The organism is Nocardioides fonticola (assembly GCF_039536805.1).
GTDB classification, from domain to species: Bacteria; Actinomycetota; Actinomycetes; order Propionibacteriales; family Nocardioidaceae; genus Nocardioides; species Nocardioides fonticola.
This window is the reverse complement of record NZ_BAAAZH010000004.1, coordinates 15,638-30,461: the sequence shown is the minus strand read 5'-3', so window position 1 is coordinate 30,461 and position 14,824 is coordinate 15,638. Positions and strand designations below refer to the sequence as shown.

Annotated in this window: 13 protein-coding genes and 1 rRNA gene; 9 read left to right on the top strand and 5 right to left on the bottom strand. The window is 72.3% G+C overall.

Translation table 11 applies throughout. The features are described from left to right. The first annotated feature begins 221 nt into the window (after positions 1-221). Both rrf and ABD671_RS02900 read left to right on the top strand, forming a co-directional pair. Positions 222-338, top strand: a 5S ribosomal RNA gene (gene rrf, locus ABD671_RS02905). A 79-nt stretch (positions 339-417) separates the two neighbouring features. Beyond that, positions 418-1,392, top strand: coding sequence for a tetratricopeptide repeat protein (locus tag ABD671_RS02900; RefSeq protein ID WP_344731717.1), 975 nt, complete (start codon positions 418-420; stop codon positions 1,390-1,392). A 34-nt stretch (positions 1,393-1,426) separates the two neighbouring features. Here ABD671_RS02900 and ABD671_RS02895 read toward each other — a convergent pair whose 3' ends face one another. Next, on the bottom strand, positions 1,427-1,927 hold the full coding sequence (locus tag ABD671_RS02895) for a hypothetical protein (RefSeq protein WP_344731716.1): 501 nt from the start codon (positions 1,925-1,927) through the stop codon (positions 1,427-1,429). 41 nt (positions 1,928-1,968) lie between these two features. On the opposite strand from ABD671_RS02895, the gene ABD671_RS02890 reads away from it, so the two are divergent. Then, complete coding sequence (locus tag ABD671_RS02890) at positions 1,969-2,871, top strand: alpha/beta fold hydrolase (protein ID WP_344731715.1); 903 nt, start codon at positions 1,969-1,971, stop codon at positions 2,869-2,871. 151 nt (positions 2,872-3,022) lie between these two features. After that, positions 3,023-3,541 carry a DUF3145 domain-containing protein gene (locus ABD671_RS02885; protein ID WP_344731713.1) on the top strand — a complete coding sequence of 173 codons (519 nt, stop codon included), beginning with the start codon at positions 3,023-3,025 and terminating at the stop codon, positions 3,539-3,541. A gap of 106 nt (positions 3,542-3,647) precedes the next feature. Here ABD671_RS02885 and ABD671_RS02880 read toward each other — a convergent pair whose 3' ends face one another. The 4 genes from ABD671_RS02880 to ABD671_RS02865 all read right to left on the bottom strand — a co-directional run bounded on the left by ABD671_RS02880 (position 3,648) and on the right by ABD671_RS02865 (position 7,291). Beyond that, positions 3,648-4,079: a hypothetical protein gene (locus ABD671_RS02880; RefSeq protein WP_344731712.1), complete on the bottom strand. Its 432-nt coding sequence runs from the start codon at positions 4,077-4,079 to the stop codon at positions 3,648-3,650. A 201-nt stretch (positions 4,080-4,280) separates the two neighbouring features. Then, positions 4,281-5,915: an MFS transporter gene (locus ABD671_RS02875; protein ID WP_344731711.1), complete on the bottom strand. Its 1,635-nt coding sequence runs from the start codon at positions 5,913-5,915 to the stop codon at positions 4,281-4,283. Then, on the bottom strand, positions 5,912-6,556 hold the full coding sequence (locus ABD671_RS02870; protein WP_344731710.1) for a TetR/AcrR family transcriptional regulator: 645 nt from the start codon (positions 6,554-6,556) through the stop codon (positions 5,912-5,914). Before ABD671_RS02870 ends, ABD671_RS02875 begins: the two co-directional genes overlap by 4 nt. A gap of 90 nt (positions 6,557-6,646) precedes the next feature. Next, complete coding sequence (locus ABD671_RS02865; RefSeq protein ID WP_344731709.1) at positions 6,647-7,291, bottom strand: alpha/beta hydrolase; 645 nt, start codon at positions 7,289-7,291, stop codon at positions 6,647-6,649. 95 nt (positions 7,292-7,386) lie between these two features. On the opposite strand from ABD671_RS02865, the gene ligA reads away from it, so the two are divergent. The 5 genes from ligA (at position 7,387) to ABD671_RS02840 (ending at position 14,789) form a co-directional block, all read left to right on the top strand. Next, positions 7,387-9,489, top strand: a complete 2,103-nt coding sequence (ligA, locus tag ABD671_RS02860) for an NAD-dependent DNA ligase LigA (RefSeq protein WP_425574872.1) — start codon at positions 7,387-7,389, stop codon at positions 9,487-9,489. A gap of 81 nt (positions 9,490-9,570) precedes the next feature. Then, on the top strand, positions 9,571-9,870 hold the full coding sequence (gene gatC, locus ABD671_RS02855) for an Asp-tRNA(Asn)/Glu-tRNA(Gln) amidotransferase subunit GatC (protein WP_344731707.1): 300 nt from the start codon (positions 9,571-9,573) through the stop codon (positions 9,868-9,870). Beyond that, a complete protein-coding gene (gatA, locus tag ABD671_RS02850; RefSeq protein ID WP_344731706.1) occupies positions 9,867-11,387 on the top strand; it encodes an Asp-tRNA(Asn)/Glu-tRNA(Gln) amidotransferase subunit GatA in 1,521 nt (506 codons plus the stop codon). The genes gatC and gatA overlap by 4 nt, the downstream gene beginning before the upstream one ends. Further along, positions 11,384-12,886 (top strand): Asp-tRNA(Asn)/Glu-tRNA(Gln) amidotransferase subunit GatB, encoded by a 1,503-nt coding sequence (gatB, locus tag ABD671_RS02845; protein WP_344731705.1) that lies wholly within the window; start codon positions 11,384-11,386, stop codon positions 12,884-12,886. Before gatA ends, gatB begins: the two co-directional genes overlap by 4 nt. Before the next feature lie 286 nt (positions 12,887-13,172). Continuing rightward, a complete protein-coding gene (locus ABD671_RS02840) occupies positions 13,173-14,789 on the top strand; it encodes a prenyltransferase/squalene oxidase repeat-containing protein (RefSeq protein ID WP_344731704.1) in 1,617 nt (538 codons plus the stop codon). Positions 14,790-14,824 lie beyond the last annotated feature (35 nt).

The window sequence follows — 14,824 nt, the reverse complement described above, 5'->3', positions numbered from 1 at the left end:
GCAGTGATGCCCAGCCGACCGGTACTAATAGGCCGAGGGCTTGTCACACAAACCCTCAACAAAATCCACAAGGGTGTTGCGTATACGAGAGTGTCTCGCGTCCACTAACTTCACATGCGACTCGTTTGATGAGCATGATCGAGAAGTGAATATAGGGTCTCAACACCCCATTCCGTGCCCCGTAGTGGGTGTGTGTGGGTGGGATGAATGTTGAATAGAGTTACGGCGGCCATAGCGTTAGGGAAACACCCGGTCCCATCCCGAACCCGGAAGTTAAGCCTTTCAGCGCCGATGGTACTGCGATCGCGAGGTCGTGGGAGAGTAGGACGCCGCCGGACAAACATTGGCGAAGGGGCCACCGTTCACGGTGGCCCCTTCGTGCATTTGCATCAGTCGAACAGTGGTGGAGGAGCAGTCATGGCCGAGCAGCGTGGTCAGCGTCCCGGAGGGACCGGCGGCCGGGGAGGCCGTGCCACCGGCGGTCGCGACGACCGTCGTCAGAGCAGCGGCGGAGCGCGGGGTGCTGCCCCGCGCGGTCAGGCGGCGGGACGATCCCGCGATGACGAGCGGCGGGGTCGCGGCGGCGCAGGCGCAGCCGCCGGCGCGCCGACCGGGCGCGGACGCTCAGGTGAGCGCGACCAGCAGCGCTCCGGTGGCCGTCCTCCCCGTGATCGCGACGCCGCCAAGCGCGAGCCCCGGGTCGACCAGGCCGTCTACGACGGTCCTCCGCTGCCCGACGAGGTGACGGGGCGCGAGCTCGACCGTGCGATCGCGGCCCAGCTGAAGGGCCTGCCCGAGAAGCTCGCCGCCCGGATCGCCCGCCACCTCGTGGCCGCCGGTCAGCTCATCGACGACGACCCGGAGACCGCGTACCGTCACGCCCTCGCCGCCCGGGCGCGGGCGCCGCGGCTCGCCGTCGTGCGGGAGGCCGCAGGCGAGGCGGCCTACGCCGCGGGCCACTACTCCGAGGCCCTGGCCGAGCTGCGCGCGGCGAAGCGGATGAACGGCGCGACGGCGTACCTGCCCATCATGGCCGACTGCCACCGCGCCCTCGGTCAGCCCGAGCAGGCCATCAAGCTGGCCAAGAGCCCCTCGGTCGTCGGCTTCACCGCCGAGGCCAAGGCCGAGATGACCATCGTCGAGGCCGGCGCTCGGCGCGACATGGGTCAGTTCGACGCCGCGCTGCGCACGCTCGAGCTGGCGCCGCTCACCTCGAAGAGCCGTGCGGCGTGGGTGGTGCGGCTGCGCTACGCGTACGCCGACACCCTCGAGGCTGCGGGCCGGGAGGCCGACGCGCTGACCTGGTTCCACCGCACCCAGGCGATCGACAGCGAGGAGCTCACCGACGCAGCCGAGCGGGCTGCGGCGCTCGAGCAGAAGCTGGGCGACTGACCCGTCGGGGTCGGCGCCCGGTGCTGCGCCCAGATCAGCGCTCGAGCAGCGTGACGACCGCGGGCGAGCCGAGGCGGCTGCTGCCTCGCTGCAGTCCGTCGGTGAAGCTCACGACAGGGGTCCGCAGGTAGGCCGCGCCCGGGCTGTCGCCGGTCACCTCGGCGACGAGCGAGTCGTCGGGGGAGAGGTCGTGACCGCTGGGGTCCTCCAGACGCGTGCAGAACACCGACGGGTCGGTCGTCACCGCGACCTCGCCGCCGACGCACCGCAGCAGTCGCACCTGTACCGCCACGTTGGCCTCCACCGCCATCCGCACGCCGGTCACCGCGATGGTGCGGTCGGTCCGTGCGAGTCCGACGTAGATCGTCGACCCGACGGGGGTCTGCGCGGTGCGCTCGCGCGGATCGGTGGGCAGGTCGGCAGGGTGCACCACCCAGTACCAGCCCGCCGCGGCCAGGCCCAGCAGGGTCGCCGCCGCGATCACCCACGGCATCCTGGTGCGCCCCACTCGCAGCCCGGTGTCCGTCGTCGTCACGCGGGCACCCTAGCCCGGGACGGCGCTGCCACACTGCTCCCATGACCGAAGTCGCCCGACCTGCGCTCGAGGGCAACGTCGCCGTCCGTGACGGCCGCCGGATGAGCTTCGCCGAGTACGGCTCACCCCGGGGCCCCGCGCTGGTGTGGATGCACGGCACCCCGGGTGCCCGCCGTCAGATCCCGCTGGAGGCGCGGGCCCTCGCCGAGCAGGAGGGGCTGCGGATCATCGGCATCGACCGCCCCGGCATCGGCTCCTCGACGCCCTTCCTCTACCCCGACGTCCTGGACTGGACCGAGGACCTCGCGCTCGTGCTCGACGCCCTCGCGGTCGACGAGGCCCGCATCATCGGCCTCTCCGGTGGTGGTCCCTACGCCCTCGCCGCGGGTGCGGCGCTGCCCGAGCGGATCGCGGGGGTCGGCGTCCTCGGGGGCGTGGCGCCGACAGCCGGCGTCGACGCCGCCGACGGCGGCCCGATCCAGCTCGCGGTGCGGCTCGCCCCGGTGCTCGACCTGGCCCGGGTGCCGCTGGGGGTGGGCCTGACGCAGGCGATCCGCGTCGTGCGTCCTCTCGCCGGCCCTGCCCTCGACCTCTACGCCGCCTTCCAGCCAGCGGGTGACAAGAACCTCCTGTCCCGGCCGGAGTTCAAGGCGATGTTCCTCGACGACCTGCTCAACGGCAGCCGGTTCCAGACGTTGGCGCCCCTCAACGACCTGGTGCTCTTCACGCGGCCGTGGGGTTTCGACCTCGCGGACGTCGCCGTGCCGGTGCGCTGGTGGCACGGGGACGCCGACCACATCGTGCCGTTCCGGCACGGGCGGCACGTGGTCGACCGGCTCCCGGACGCCGTCCTGACCGTGATCGACGGCGAGAGCCACCTCGGCGGCCTCGGCATCGCCGAGGAGGTCGTGACGACCCTGATGGACCTGCAGCCGACGCGTTGAGCCCGGAATCGGGCGGAACGACTGGTGCTCACGCGCCCCATGGGTCACAATGGCCCTACAAGTTCCATAGGTGTCATTCGAGGCATCCGGACACTCCATGACGAGACCGCTGGGGAAGGCGTAGCTCGCGCCGGAGGAGAAGGAGGTCACGGTGACCGCACGCACTGCCACCCGTACTGCCACGAGGGGCGTCTTCTACGTGCACTCGGCGCCCTCGGCGCTGTGCCCGCACGTCGAATGGGCCGTCGGAGGCGTCCTCGGTGTTGCCGTGAATCTCGACTGGACCCCGCAACCGGCCCAGTCGGGCACCTACCGCGCCGAGCTGTCCTGGTCCGGCGAGGCGGGGTCGGCTGCCACGATCACCTCCGCCCTGCGCGGCTGGAACCACCTGCGCTTCGAGGTGACCGAGGAGCCGACGCCGGCCACCGAGGGCGCCCGCTACAGCTTCACCCCCGACCTCGGCGTCTTCCACGCCGTGACCGGCCTGCACGGCGACATCATGATCCCCGAGGACCGGCTCAAGGCCGCTGTCGTGAAGTCCATGCTCGGCGAGACCACGCTCGAGCTCGAGATCGACAAGCTCCTCGGCAAGCCGTGGGACGACGAGCTCGAGACCTTCCGGCACGCCGGCGAGGGCGCGCCGGTGCGCTGGTTGCACCAGGTCGTCTGAGGCCCAGGCCGCCCGGGGCCCAGGTCGTCGGGTGCCCAGGTCGTCGGAGGCTCCGATGCCCTGAAGCCGGACGCCGTGCGTGCGGCGGCTGCGCCCCCGGGCCTCGTCAGCTCGGCTTGCTCAACCGGAACGTGAACGGCTTGATCGCCCCGGAGATCGGGTTGCTCTGGGAGTCCTCGCGGTAGGTGAACTTGCCCTTGATCGTGAAGACCCCGGGCCGCGTGAGCGGGCGGCAGAACCGGAAGTGCGAGGTACCCGACGGCTCGTCGGAACCGGAGAGGAAGCCGCCGGAGGCGATGGTCTCGCCGTCGGGGTCGACGAGGAAGGTCTCCAGACCCCAGATCTCGGTCGGCGGCTTGATCGCGTAGGTGTAGCGGTAGTTGCGGCAGCCCTTGCGCAGGACGCCGTCCTTCGCCGAGGTCTTCGCGTACTGCGCCATCGGGTACTTGTCCCCGGCGGCGCGCGGTGCCTCGGTGGCGGTCGTGCCGCCGAACAGCAGGGCCACCGTGGTGAGCAGTCCGGTGAGCGTGCTGGGCATGGGTCCTCCCCCGATCGATGTGTGACCCATCCAACGTGCCACACGGATGGCTGTTACGCCCGTCTCACCGGCTGGGAACGCGCTGCGGCATCCCCACGGCGTTCTGGACAAGCTCCCGAAACGCCCCGCGACGTGCGAGAGGGGCCCGCCCGCAGGCGAGCCCCTCCCCAGGCGATGCCGCCGAGGCGGCCGAGGATCGGGTCAGGCGTGGACGCCCGCGGGCGCCTCGCCGCCGGCCAGCTCCTCGTGCTTGACCGAGAGCAGCGACCACACGATCAAGGACGCCGTCCAGATCATGAAGGCGCCGGTGAGGAACGCGGTCGTCGACCCGTGGGCGAAGGCGGCGAAGCCGATCGTCTCCTGCAGGCCGGCCGGCGGCGTGCCACCGGCGGTCGCGCCCGCGGCGTCGCGCACGGAGGCCACCAGCTCGCCGGCCCGTTCGGTCGTGTAGTGCGCGGCGATGGTGGAGAGGACGGCGAGACCCAGCGCGCCGCCCACCTGCTGCATCGTGTTGAGGACGCCGGAGCCGATGCCGGAGTCCTCGGCGCGCACCCCGTGGACGGCGACCAGGGTCATCGGCACGAACGTCAGACCCATGCCCAGCGACATGATGACGATGAACGGCGCGATCTGGGTCCAGTAGTTCACCGAGTCGCCGATCGGGGAGCCCGAGGCGAGGTGGCCCAGGATGCTCTGCGCGCTGTCGTCGATGTCGAGCCGCGAGAACATGAGCAGGGCGAAACCGGCCAGCAGCGTGCCGGTGCCGGAGATGAACCGCGGATCGATCCGGCTGATCAGCTTCGAGCTGACCGTCGCGCCGGTGACCATGCCGACGGCGAAGGGCAGGAACGCGAAGCCCGTGCGCAGCGGCGAGTAGCCCATCACGTGCTGCACGTACTGGGAGAGGAAGAAGAACATCGCGAACATCGCGGCCGGCGTGATCATCATGGCCGCGAAGGCGACGCCGCGGCTGCGGCTCGCGAGGATGCGCAGCGGCAGCAGCGGGTGCTCGACCCGACGCTCGACGAGCACGAACACCGCCAGCAGCACGACGCCCGCGATGATCGCGCTGAGCGCCACCGGGTCGCTCCAGCCGTAGGTCTGGCCCGAGGAGTCGGTGTTGCCCGTGCGGGTGATGCCGAAGACGAGTGCGAGCAGACCGCCGGTGGCCAGGACGGCGCCGGGGAGGTCGAGCTGGCCGGCGTGGTGGTCGGTGTCGGGCAGCAGGCGCGGTGCGAAGAACGCGGCGGCCAGGCCGATCGGCACGTTGATGAGGAACGTCAGTCGCCAGCCCCAGCTCGGGTCGAGGCCGGTGAGCCAGCCGCCGAGCACGAGACCGACGGCCGCGCCGAGACCCGACATCGCCGCGAACACCGAGAAGGCCCGGTTGCGCAGCGGGCCGGCCGGGAAGGTGGTCGTGATGAGGGCGAGCGCCGTGGGGGAGGCCAGGGCGGCGCCGAGACCCTGGAGGCCCCGCGAACCCAGCAGCATGGCCTCGTTCTCGGCGAGGCCGCCCAGCGCGGAGGCGATGGCGAAGATCGCGACGCCCGCCATGAAGATGCGACGGCGTCCGTAGAGGTCGCCGAGACGGCCGCCGAGCAGCAGCAGGCCGCCGAAGGCCAGCGCGTAGCCGGTGACGATCCACGACAGGTTCGCCTGGCTGATGTCCAGGTCGGTCTGGATGTAGGGGAGCGCGATGTTGGCGATCGTGCTGTCGAGCACGACCATCAGCTGCGCCGAGCAGATGAGGACGAGCGCCCATCCGGGATGGAAGTGCGCCGGCGCGTCGACGACGCCGTCGTCCTCGCGCGCGGTGGCGTCGGTCAGGTCGGTCATGACGGAACCTCTCGGTCGGTCGGTGCAGGTAGGGACGGCGGTGCGGTGCGGACCGCGGGCAGGACGAGCTGGTCGATGACCCGCTCGACCAGCTCCCGCGTCGGCGGCTCCCCGAGCACGAGCACCCGGTGGAGCACGACGCCCGCGAGCATGGGGGCGACGAGGTCGAGATCGACGTCGTCGCGGATCTCCCCGCGGGCGACGGCGCGCTCGTAGATCGCGCGGCTGGCCGCGATCTTGGGGGCCAGCACCTGGGCGCGGAACCGGGTGGCGAACTCCGGATCGCGGTGCAGGGCCGTGACCACGCTGGCGAAGAAGTCGACCTGCCGGGCGGCCAGCGGGCCCGCGGGGCCGCAGAACAGGTCGATGAGGTCGCCACGCAGCGTGCCGGTGGGGGAGAGCATGAGATGGGAGCCCTTGTGGTGCTGCAGGGCCGCGACCACGAGGTCGGCCTTGCTGCGCCACCGGCGGTACAGCGTCGCCTTCGAGGCCTTCGCCGCCGCGGCGACGGCGTCCATCGTCAGCCGGTCGTATCCGGCCTCGGCGAGCACCTCGAGGGTGGCCTCGAAGATCTCCTGCTCGCGGTCACCCTCGACGCGAGGACGACTGGTCGAGTCGGTCGTGTGCTGATCGACGGACACCGGGCCTCCCTCGGTCGAGATGGAACGAAACGGTTTCGTTCCATGCTCGCAACGGGGAAGGCCGCCGATCCATTCCCGGATCGGGACGGTCTAGTCCAGGAGTCCCAGCGCGGTCTCGGTGGCGTAGGCGTTCCAGTCGCCCACGCGCCGCAGCATGTAGTGGCCGACCGCGCCGAGGTCGGTGAACTCCGCGCTCGCCGCGACCGTCTCCGCGGCGGTGACGAACGCGCGCGTGGCACGGGCCGAGGTGATCTTGTCGGCGCGGCCGTGCGCGGCGCGCAGGTGCCGGCCCCGGAGGGCGGCGATCGGGCTGTCCGGCGGCCACCAGGGGGCCAGCCCGACGACGCCGACCACGCCCGGTGCGTCGGCGACGTGGATCGCCGTCCGGCCGCCCATCGAGTGGCCGAGCAGCACGATCGGCACGCCCGGATGGGTCGCGGTGATCTGCTCCAGCGCCCAGCGCGCGTCGGCGATCGGCACGGCGCCGGTGCCGTTCCAGCCGCGCGTGCGGTAGCGCAGCAGCCAGGTGGCGACACCGCGCTCGTGGGCACGCGGGGTGACGGCCCGCTGGATCGCCCGCATGCGGTACCAGGACGCCGACCGGTTGCCCACCGGTGCCTCGGAATGCTCGGTGCCGCCGTGCAGCAGCAGGACGACGCCGGTGACCTCGGCGTCCGGTTCGTCGCGGGTGAGCGTCGGAACGAGGGCGGCCGCGTGCGAGGGAGATGTCGTCACCACACCAGTGTCTTCGGCGCGAGCGCCGGATCGGTTGGCCGGGCGGGTGGATCGCGCCGGGGCTCGGCCCGGGGATGTCGGTGCCGGGCGGCATGATGGCCCGCATGACCCCAGCCGAGCCCGCTCCGGTGCCCGACGACGTCCGCGAGGAGCATCGCCGCCTCGCCGAGGAGATCGAGGACGCGCGGTGGCGCTACTACGTCCTCGACGACCCCACGCTCGACGACGCCGACTTCGACCGGCGGCTGCGGCGGCTCGAGGAGCTCGAGGAGGCCCACCCCGAGCTGCGCACGCCCGACTCCCCGACCCAGCGCGTGGGCGGCGCGGTCTCGACCGACTTCACCCCGGTCGATCACCTCCAGCGCATGGAGAGCCTCGACAACGCCTTCTCCGCCGAGGAGTTGGAGAAGTGGTACGCCCGGCTCGCCCGCGACGGTGTCGAGGCGCCCGCGCTGCTGTGCGAGCTGAAGGTCGACGGCCTGGCCATCAACCTGCTCTACGAGGAGGGGCGCCTGGTGCGTGCGCTCACCCGCGGCGACGGGACGACCGGCGAGGACGTCACGCCCAACGTGCGCACCATCGCCTCCATCCCGCATCGGTTGACCGGCACCGACGCGCATCCGGTGCCGGCGCTGGTCGAGGTGCGGGGCGAGGTCTTCCTGCCCGTCGAGGGGTTCGAGCGCCTCAATGAGCAGATGACCGAGGCCGGCCGCCCGATCTTCGCCAATCCCCGCAACGCCGCAGCGGGGTCGCTGCGGCAGAAGGACCCGCGCGTCACGGCGTCCCGGGCCCTCGACATGGTCTGCCACGGCATCGGCGCCCGCGAGGGGTTCGAGCCGGCGTCCCAATCGGGCGCCTACGAGGCGCTGCGGGCCTGGGGCCTGCCCACCAGCGACCGCGTGCGGGTGCTGTCCTCCTTGGCCGAGGTCGAGGAATTCATCGCCCACTACGGCGAGCACCGCCACGACGTCGAGCACGAGATCGACGGTGTCGTGGTGAAGGTCGACGACGTCGCCCTCCAGCGCCGGCTCGGCTCGACCAGTCGCGCGCCGCGCTGGGCGATCGCCTACAAGTACCCGCCGGAGGAGGTGAACACCCTGCTCAAGGAGATCCGGGTCAACGTCGGCCGCACCGGGCGGGTCACCCCGTTCGGCGTCATGGAGCCCACCCGGGTCGCCGGCTCGACGGTCGAGAACGCCACGTTGCACAACGCCCACGAGGTCAAGCGCAAGGACGTCCGCCCCGGCGACACCGTCATCCTGCGCAAGGCCGGCGACGTCATCCCCGAGATCCTCGGGCCGGTGCTGGCCCTGCGTCCCGAGGGCCTGCCGGAGTGGGTCATGCCCACCGACTGCCCGGCCTGCGGCACCACGCTGGTGGAGCAGAAGGAGGGCGACAAGGACCTCCGCTGTCCCAACCACCGGCTCTGCCCGGCGCAGGTGCGCGAACGCGTCTTCCACGTGGCCGGGCGCGGCGCCTTCGACATCGAGGGCCTCGGCTACGAGGCCGCCGTCGAGCTGCTGGAGCATCAGGTGATCGCCGACGAGGGCGACGTCTTCGACCTCGACGCCGCGGCGCTGCTGCGCACCGACCTGTTCACCCGCGCGCCCAAGAAGGGCGAGGAGGGGCGTCAGCTCACCGCCAACGGCATCAAGCTGCTGGAGAACCTCGACCGCGCCAAGGCCGTGCCGCTCTGGCGGGTGCTCGTCGCCCTCTCCATTCGCCACGTCGGGCCCACCGCGGCCCGGGCACTGGCCACCGAGTTCGGCTCGATGGAGGCCATCCGCTCCGCCGACCTGGCCGCCCTCGCGGCGGCGGAGGGGGTCGGCCCGACGATCGCCGAGGCCGTCATCGAGTGGTTCGAGGTCGACTGGCACCGCGCGATCGTCGAGAAGTGGGACGCCGCCGGCGTCACCATGCTCGACGAGCGCGACGAGTCGCTGCCCCGCACCCTCGAGGGGCTCACCGTCGTCGTCACCGGCTCCCTGACCGGCTTCAGCCGCGACTCGGCGAAGGAGGCGATCCTCGCCCGCGGCGGCAAGGCCGCCGGATCGGTGTCGAAGAAGACCGACTTCGTCGTCATCGGCGAGAACGCCGGTTCGAAGGCCGAGAAGGCCGAGCAGCTCGGCGTCCCGATCCTCGACGAGGCCGGATTCGTGGCGCTGCTGGAGAACGGGCCGCCGTCCGCGGGGGAGTGAGGGTCTGTCGTTCGTCGTCCGTCGTCCGCGGTGCGGGGAGCGGTTGGGAGGCTCGCGCCCGCCGTCCCTAGGATGGTCGCCATGCCTGAGATCTCCCGTGACGAGGTCGCCCACCTGGCGAACCTCGCCCGGATCGACCTGTCGGACGCCGAGCTCGACCACCTGGCGCCGCAGCTGTCGGTCATCCTCGAGTCGGTCGCCTCCATCAGCGGCGTGGCCGGCCCGGACGTGCCGCCGACCTCGCACGCGCTGCCGCTGGTCAACGTCTTCCGCGAGGACGTCGTCCGACCGAGCCTGACGCCCGAGGAGGCGCTGTCGGGGGCTCCGGCCGCCGAGGAGCAGCGCTTCATGGTCCCGCGCATCCTGGGAGACGAGCAGTGACCCTCATCCGGAAGTCCGCCGCCGAGCTCGCCGACGCCCTCGCCGCCGGCGAGACCACCTCCGTCGAGCTGACCCAGGCCCACCTCGACCGCATCGCCGAGGTCGACGGCGCCGTCCACGCCTTCCTGCACGTCGACGCCGAGGGTGCGCTCGCCGCCGCGGCGGCCTCCGACGCGCGCCGGGCCGCCGGTACGCCGGCCTCCTACCTCGACGGCGTCCCGATCGCGGTCAAGGACGTGCTGGCCACCACGGGCCTGCCCACCACCTGCGGCTCGAAGATCCTCGAGGGCTGGATCCCGCCCTACGACGCCACCGTGGTGGCGAAGCTGAAGGCCGCCGGCCTGCCGATCCTCGGCAAGACCAACATGGACGAGTTCGCGATGGGCTCCTCCACCGAGCACTCCGCCTACGGCCCGACCCGCAACCCGTGGGACCTCGACCGCATCCCCGGCGGGTCCGGCGGCGGCTCCGCTGCGGCGCTGGCCGCCTTCGAGGCCCCGCTCGCGCTGGGCACCGACACCGGCGGCTCGATCCGCCAGCCCGGCGCCGTCACCGGCACCGTCGGGGTCAAGCCGACCTACGGCGCGGTCTCGCGCTACGGCCTCGTGGCGATGGCCAACAGCCTCGACCAGGTCGGCCCGGTCACCCGCACGGTGCTCGACTCCGCGCTGCTCCAGGAGCTCATCGGCGGTCACGACCCGCTCGACTCCACCTCCATCGCCGAGCCGCTGCCCTCCCTCGTCGACGCCGCGCGCCAGGGCGCGGGCGGCGACCTGTCGGGCGTCAAGGTCGGCGTCATCCGCGAGCTCTCCGGCGAGGGCTACCAGGCCGGCGTCCTCGAGCGGTTCTCCGAGAGCGTCGACCTGCTGGTCGCCGCCGGTGCGGAGGTCGTGGAGGTGTCGTGCCCGAACTTCGTGCACGCCCTGGCCACCTACTACCTGATCATGCCGTGCGAGGTCTCCAGCAACCTCGCCAAGTTCGACGCCATGCGCTACGGCCTGCGGGTCATGCCGGCCGGCATCGACTCCCCGAGCGCGGAGGAGGTCATGCGGGCCAGCCGCGACGCCGGCTTCGGCGACGAGGTCAAGCGCCGCATCATCCTGGGCACCTACGCCCTCTCCAGCGGCTACTACGACGCCTACTACGGCACCGCGCAGCGGGTCCGCACCCTCATCACCCGCGACTTCGCCGCCGCCTTCGAGCAGGTCGACGTGCTGGTCAGTCCCACGGCGCCGACCACGGCGTTCAAGCTCGGCGAGAAGCTCGACGACCCGCTGGCGATGTACCTCAACGACCTCGCCACGATCCCGGCCAACCTCGCCGGCGTCCCGGGCATCTCGCTGCCCGCCGGCCTGGCCTCCGACGACGGCCTGCCGGTCGGGTTCCAGATCCTGGCGCCGGTCATGGCCGACGACCGGCTCTACCGCGTCGGCGCCGCCCTCGAGGCGGCGCTGGAGTCCCGTTGGGCCGGACCGCTGCTGGCCCAGGCCCCCGCCCTGGAAGGAGCGGCCCGATGAGCGCCTCGACCGAGACCCTCGTCCCCTTCGACGACGTCCTCGCCGCCTACGACCCGGCGCTCGGGCTCGAGGTGCACGTCGAGCTCAACACCGCCACCAAGATGTTCTGCGGTTGCTCGACCATCTTCGGCGCCGAGCCCAACACCCAGGTCTGCCCGACCTGCCTGGGCCTGCCGGGCGCGATGCCCGTGGTCAACGCCAAGGCCGTCGAGTCCGCGATCCGCATCGGCCTCGCGCTGAACTGCTCGATCGCCGAATGGTGCCGTTTCGCCCGGAAGAACTACTTCTATCCGGACATGCCGAAGAACTTCCAGACCTCCCAGTACGACGAGCCCATCGCCTTCGACGGCTGGATGGACGTCGAGGTCGACGGCGAGACCTTCCGGGTCGAGATCGAGCGCGCCCACATGGAGGAGGACACCGGCAAGTCCACCCACATCGGCGGCGCGACCGGCCGCATCCACGGCGCCGACTACTCGCTCGTCGACTACAACCGCGCCGGCATCCCGCTCATCGAGATCGTCACCAAGCCGATCGTCGGGGCGGGGGAGAAGGCCCCCGAGGTCGCTCGCGCCTACGTCCAGCAGCTGCGCGACCTCATCGTCGCCCTCGGCGTCTCCGAGGCCCGCATGGACCAGGGCAACCTGCGCGCCGACGTGAACCTCTCGCTCTCGCCGAAGGGCTCGGGCGTGCTCGGCACCCGCACCGAGACCAAGAACGTCAACTCCTTCCGCTCCGTCGAGCGGGCCGTGCGCTTCGAGATGCAGCGCCACGCCGCGATCCTCGGCGCCGGCGCGTCGATCCTCCAGGAGACCCGGCACTGGCACGAGGACACCGGCATCACCACCAGCGGCCGGGAGAAGTCGGACGCCGAGGACTACCGCTACTTCCCCGAGCCCGACCTGGTGCCGGTGGCGCCGTCCCGGGAGTGGGTCGAGGAGCTGCGTGCCACCCTGCCGGAGAACCCGACCCAGAAGCGGGCCCGGCTCCAGGCCGAGTGGGGCTTCTCCGACCTGGAGATGCGCGACACCATCGGCGCCGGCGCGCTCGGCCTGGTCGAGGAGACCGTCGCCGCCGGCTGCGCGCCGCAGGCCGCCCGCAAGTGGTGGCTCTCCGAGCTGGCCCGGCGGGCCAACGACACCGGTGTCGAGATCGCCGAGCTCGGCGTGACCCCCGCGCAGGTCGCCGCCGTCCAGGCACTGGTCGAGGGCGGCTCGATCAACGACAAGCTCGCCCGCCAGGTCTTCGACGGCCTGCTCGCCGGCGAGGGCACGCCGGAGGAGATCGTCGCGGCCCGTGGGCTCGCGATCGTCTCCGACGAGGGTGCGCTCTCGGCCGCCGTCGACGCCGCCATCGCCGCCAACCCCGACGTCGCCGAGAAGATCCGCGACGGCAAGGTCGCCGCGGCCGGTGCGCTCATCGGTGCGGTGATGAAGGAGATGCGCGGCCAGGCCGACGCGGGCCGCGTGCGCGAGCTGATCATCGAGAAGCTCACCTGATCCGGTCCGAGCTGCCGCCCGGGCCGTGATGACCGACGCACGGGCGGCGGCGTCCCGGGTGGCGGCGACGCGGTAGAGTCCGCGCCACACACCTTCATATGTACGCACGTGCGTGGGGGAAGCCGGTCGAAGTCCGGCGCTGACCCGCAACCGTAGGCCGCCCCGCGGGGCGGTGAGCCGGACCGCCCGGCACGTCGCGTCCTGATCCCACGCTGTCGAGGAAAGCAGCGGGCGGTCGTTGCCGGAGCCCGGCGTCGTCCTTCCGCTGTGCAGCGGAAAGGACCTCATGCACCGCCACTCCCGCATCCGTGCGCTGGTCGCCGTCTCGGCGGCCTCGCTCGCCCTCGGCGGCCTCGCCGTCCTCCCGGCCCAGGCCACCGCCCGGGCCGCAGCACCGACCGCCGCCCGCGCCACCAGCTCCGACCAGGCCGCGGTCTGGCTGGCCGCTCAGCTCACCGACGGCGTCATCCACAACGACCAGTACGACGACATCGGCCTGACGATCGACACCGGCCTGGCGGCCGACGCGATCGGGGAGGCCGGCGCCGTCTCGACGATCGCGAACGGCGTCGCCGGTCAGGTCGCCGGCTACGTGGGCGACGGGACGACGGAGTCCTACGCGGGTGCGCTGGGCAAGGCCGCCACCTTCGCCGAGATCGCCGGCCGCGACCCGCGGGCCTTCGGCGGCGTCGACCTCATCGGCCGGCTCGAGGCCCGGGTCACCGGCTCGGGCGCCGCGGCCGGTCGCATCGTCGACCAGAGCCAGTACGGCGACTACGCCAACGTCATCGGCCAGGCCTTCGCCGTGCAGGCGCTGAGCGGCGCCTCCTCGGCGTCCGCGGCCTCGGCGCTGGCCTTCCTGCTGAAGCAGCAGTGCGACGCCGGGTACTTCCGCCTGAACTTCAGCGCCGCCGGCGCTGCCGCCCAGGACTGCGACGGTTCGGCCGCGGCCGACGCGAAGCCGAGCGTCGACGCCACCGCGACCGTGCTGCGGGTGCTCCTGTCGCTCGACACCTTCGACGACGCCGTCAACGCCTCCATCGACGCCGCGATCGTGTGGCTGGAGAAGCAGCAGTACGCCGACGGCTCCTTCGGCTCCGACGACCAGATCGTCACCGAGAACGCCAACAGCACCGGCCTGGCCGGCTGGGCCCTCGGTCTGGCCCAGGAGCGCAAGCCCGCGCGCCGCGCGGCGGAGTGGCTGCGAGCCCACCAGGTGGCCAACGCCGGCGCCTGCGTCTCCTACGCGACCGCCGACACCGGCGCCATCGCCTACGACGACGCCGCGCTGGCCGACCTCGCGGGCAAGAAGATCACCGCGGAGACCCAGGACCAGTTCCGCCGGGCGACTGCGCAGGCCCTGCCGGCGCTCCAGTACGCCCGCCCGCGCGGCGACATCGTCGCCCCGTTCACCGCCGAGTACGTCAAGGCCGGTACCCAGCAGATCATCGTCGTCCGCAACGCGGCCCCCGGCGAGCTGGTCTGCCTGAGCACCCAGGACGGTTCGGACGCCGTCGCCCGCCGGGCGAACAAGATCGGCGGCGCCAAGGCCGGCTTCAAGCTGCCGAAGACCACCGGTCGCACGGTGATCCTCGTCAGCACCGTCGACGGGCTCGCCGACAAGGTCACCATCAAGGCGCTCGGCGAGACCACCTTCGAGGTGACGGCGAAGCGGACCGTCGCCCGCGGTGGCCTCCAGAGCGTGGTCGTCACCGGCCTCGCGCCCGCCGAGACCCTCGGACTCTCGGTCGGCGGTCGCCTGGTGAAGTCCGGCCAGGCCAATGCGAAGGGCGTCTACCGCACCACCTACCGCGTCACCGGCGCCCCCGGTCGTACGCGGCTGCTGGTCACCGGCGCCTTCTCCGGCCGCCAGGGCACCGCGACCTACACGGTCACCCGCTGACGTGGGTCGTCGGGCGATCCGAGCCGCCGCCGCGA

Excerpts from the sequence above, each read along its gene's own strand:
- ligA (WP_425574872.1), top strand. The coding sequence starts at position 7,387 with ATGGCCCGCATGACCCCAGCCGAGCCCGCTCCGGTGCCCGACGACGTC.
- ABD671_RS02890 (WP_344731715.1), top strand. The coding sequence starts at position 1,969 with ATGACCGAAGTCGCCCGACCTGCGCTCGAGGGCAACGTCGCCGTCCGT.
- ABD671_RS02880 (WP_344731712.1), bottom strand. The coding sequence starts at position 4,079 with ATGCCCAGCACGCTCACCGGACTGCTCACCACGGTGGCCCTGCTGTTC.
- ABD671_RS02840 (WP_344731704.1), top strand. The coding sequence starts at position 13,173 with ATGCACCGCCACTCCCGCATCCGTGCGCTGGTCGCCGTCTCGGCGGCC.
- ABD671_RS02875 (WP_344731711.1), bottom strand. The coding sequence starts at position 5,915 with ATGACCGACCTGACCGACGCCACCGCGCGCGAGGACGACGGCGTCGTC.
- gatC (WP_344731707.1), top strand. The coding sequence starts at position 9,571 with ATGCCTGAGATCTCCCGTGACGAGGTCGCCCACCTGGCGAACCTCGCC.
- gatB (WP_344731705.1), top strand. The coding sequence starts at position 11,384 with ATGAGCGCCTCGACCGAGACCCTCGTCCCCTTCGACGACGTCCTCGCC.
- ABD671_RS02900 (WP_344731717.1), top strand. The coding sequence starts at position 418 with ATGGCCGAGCAGCGTGGTCAGCGTCCCGGAGGGACCGGCGGCCGGGGA.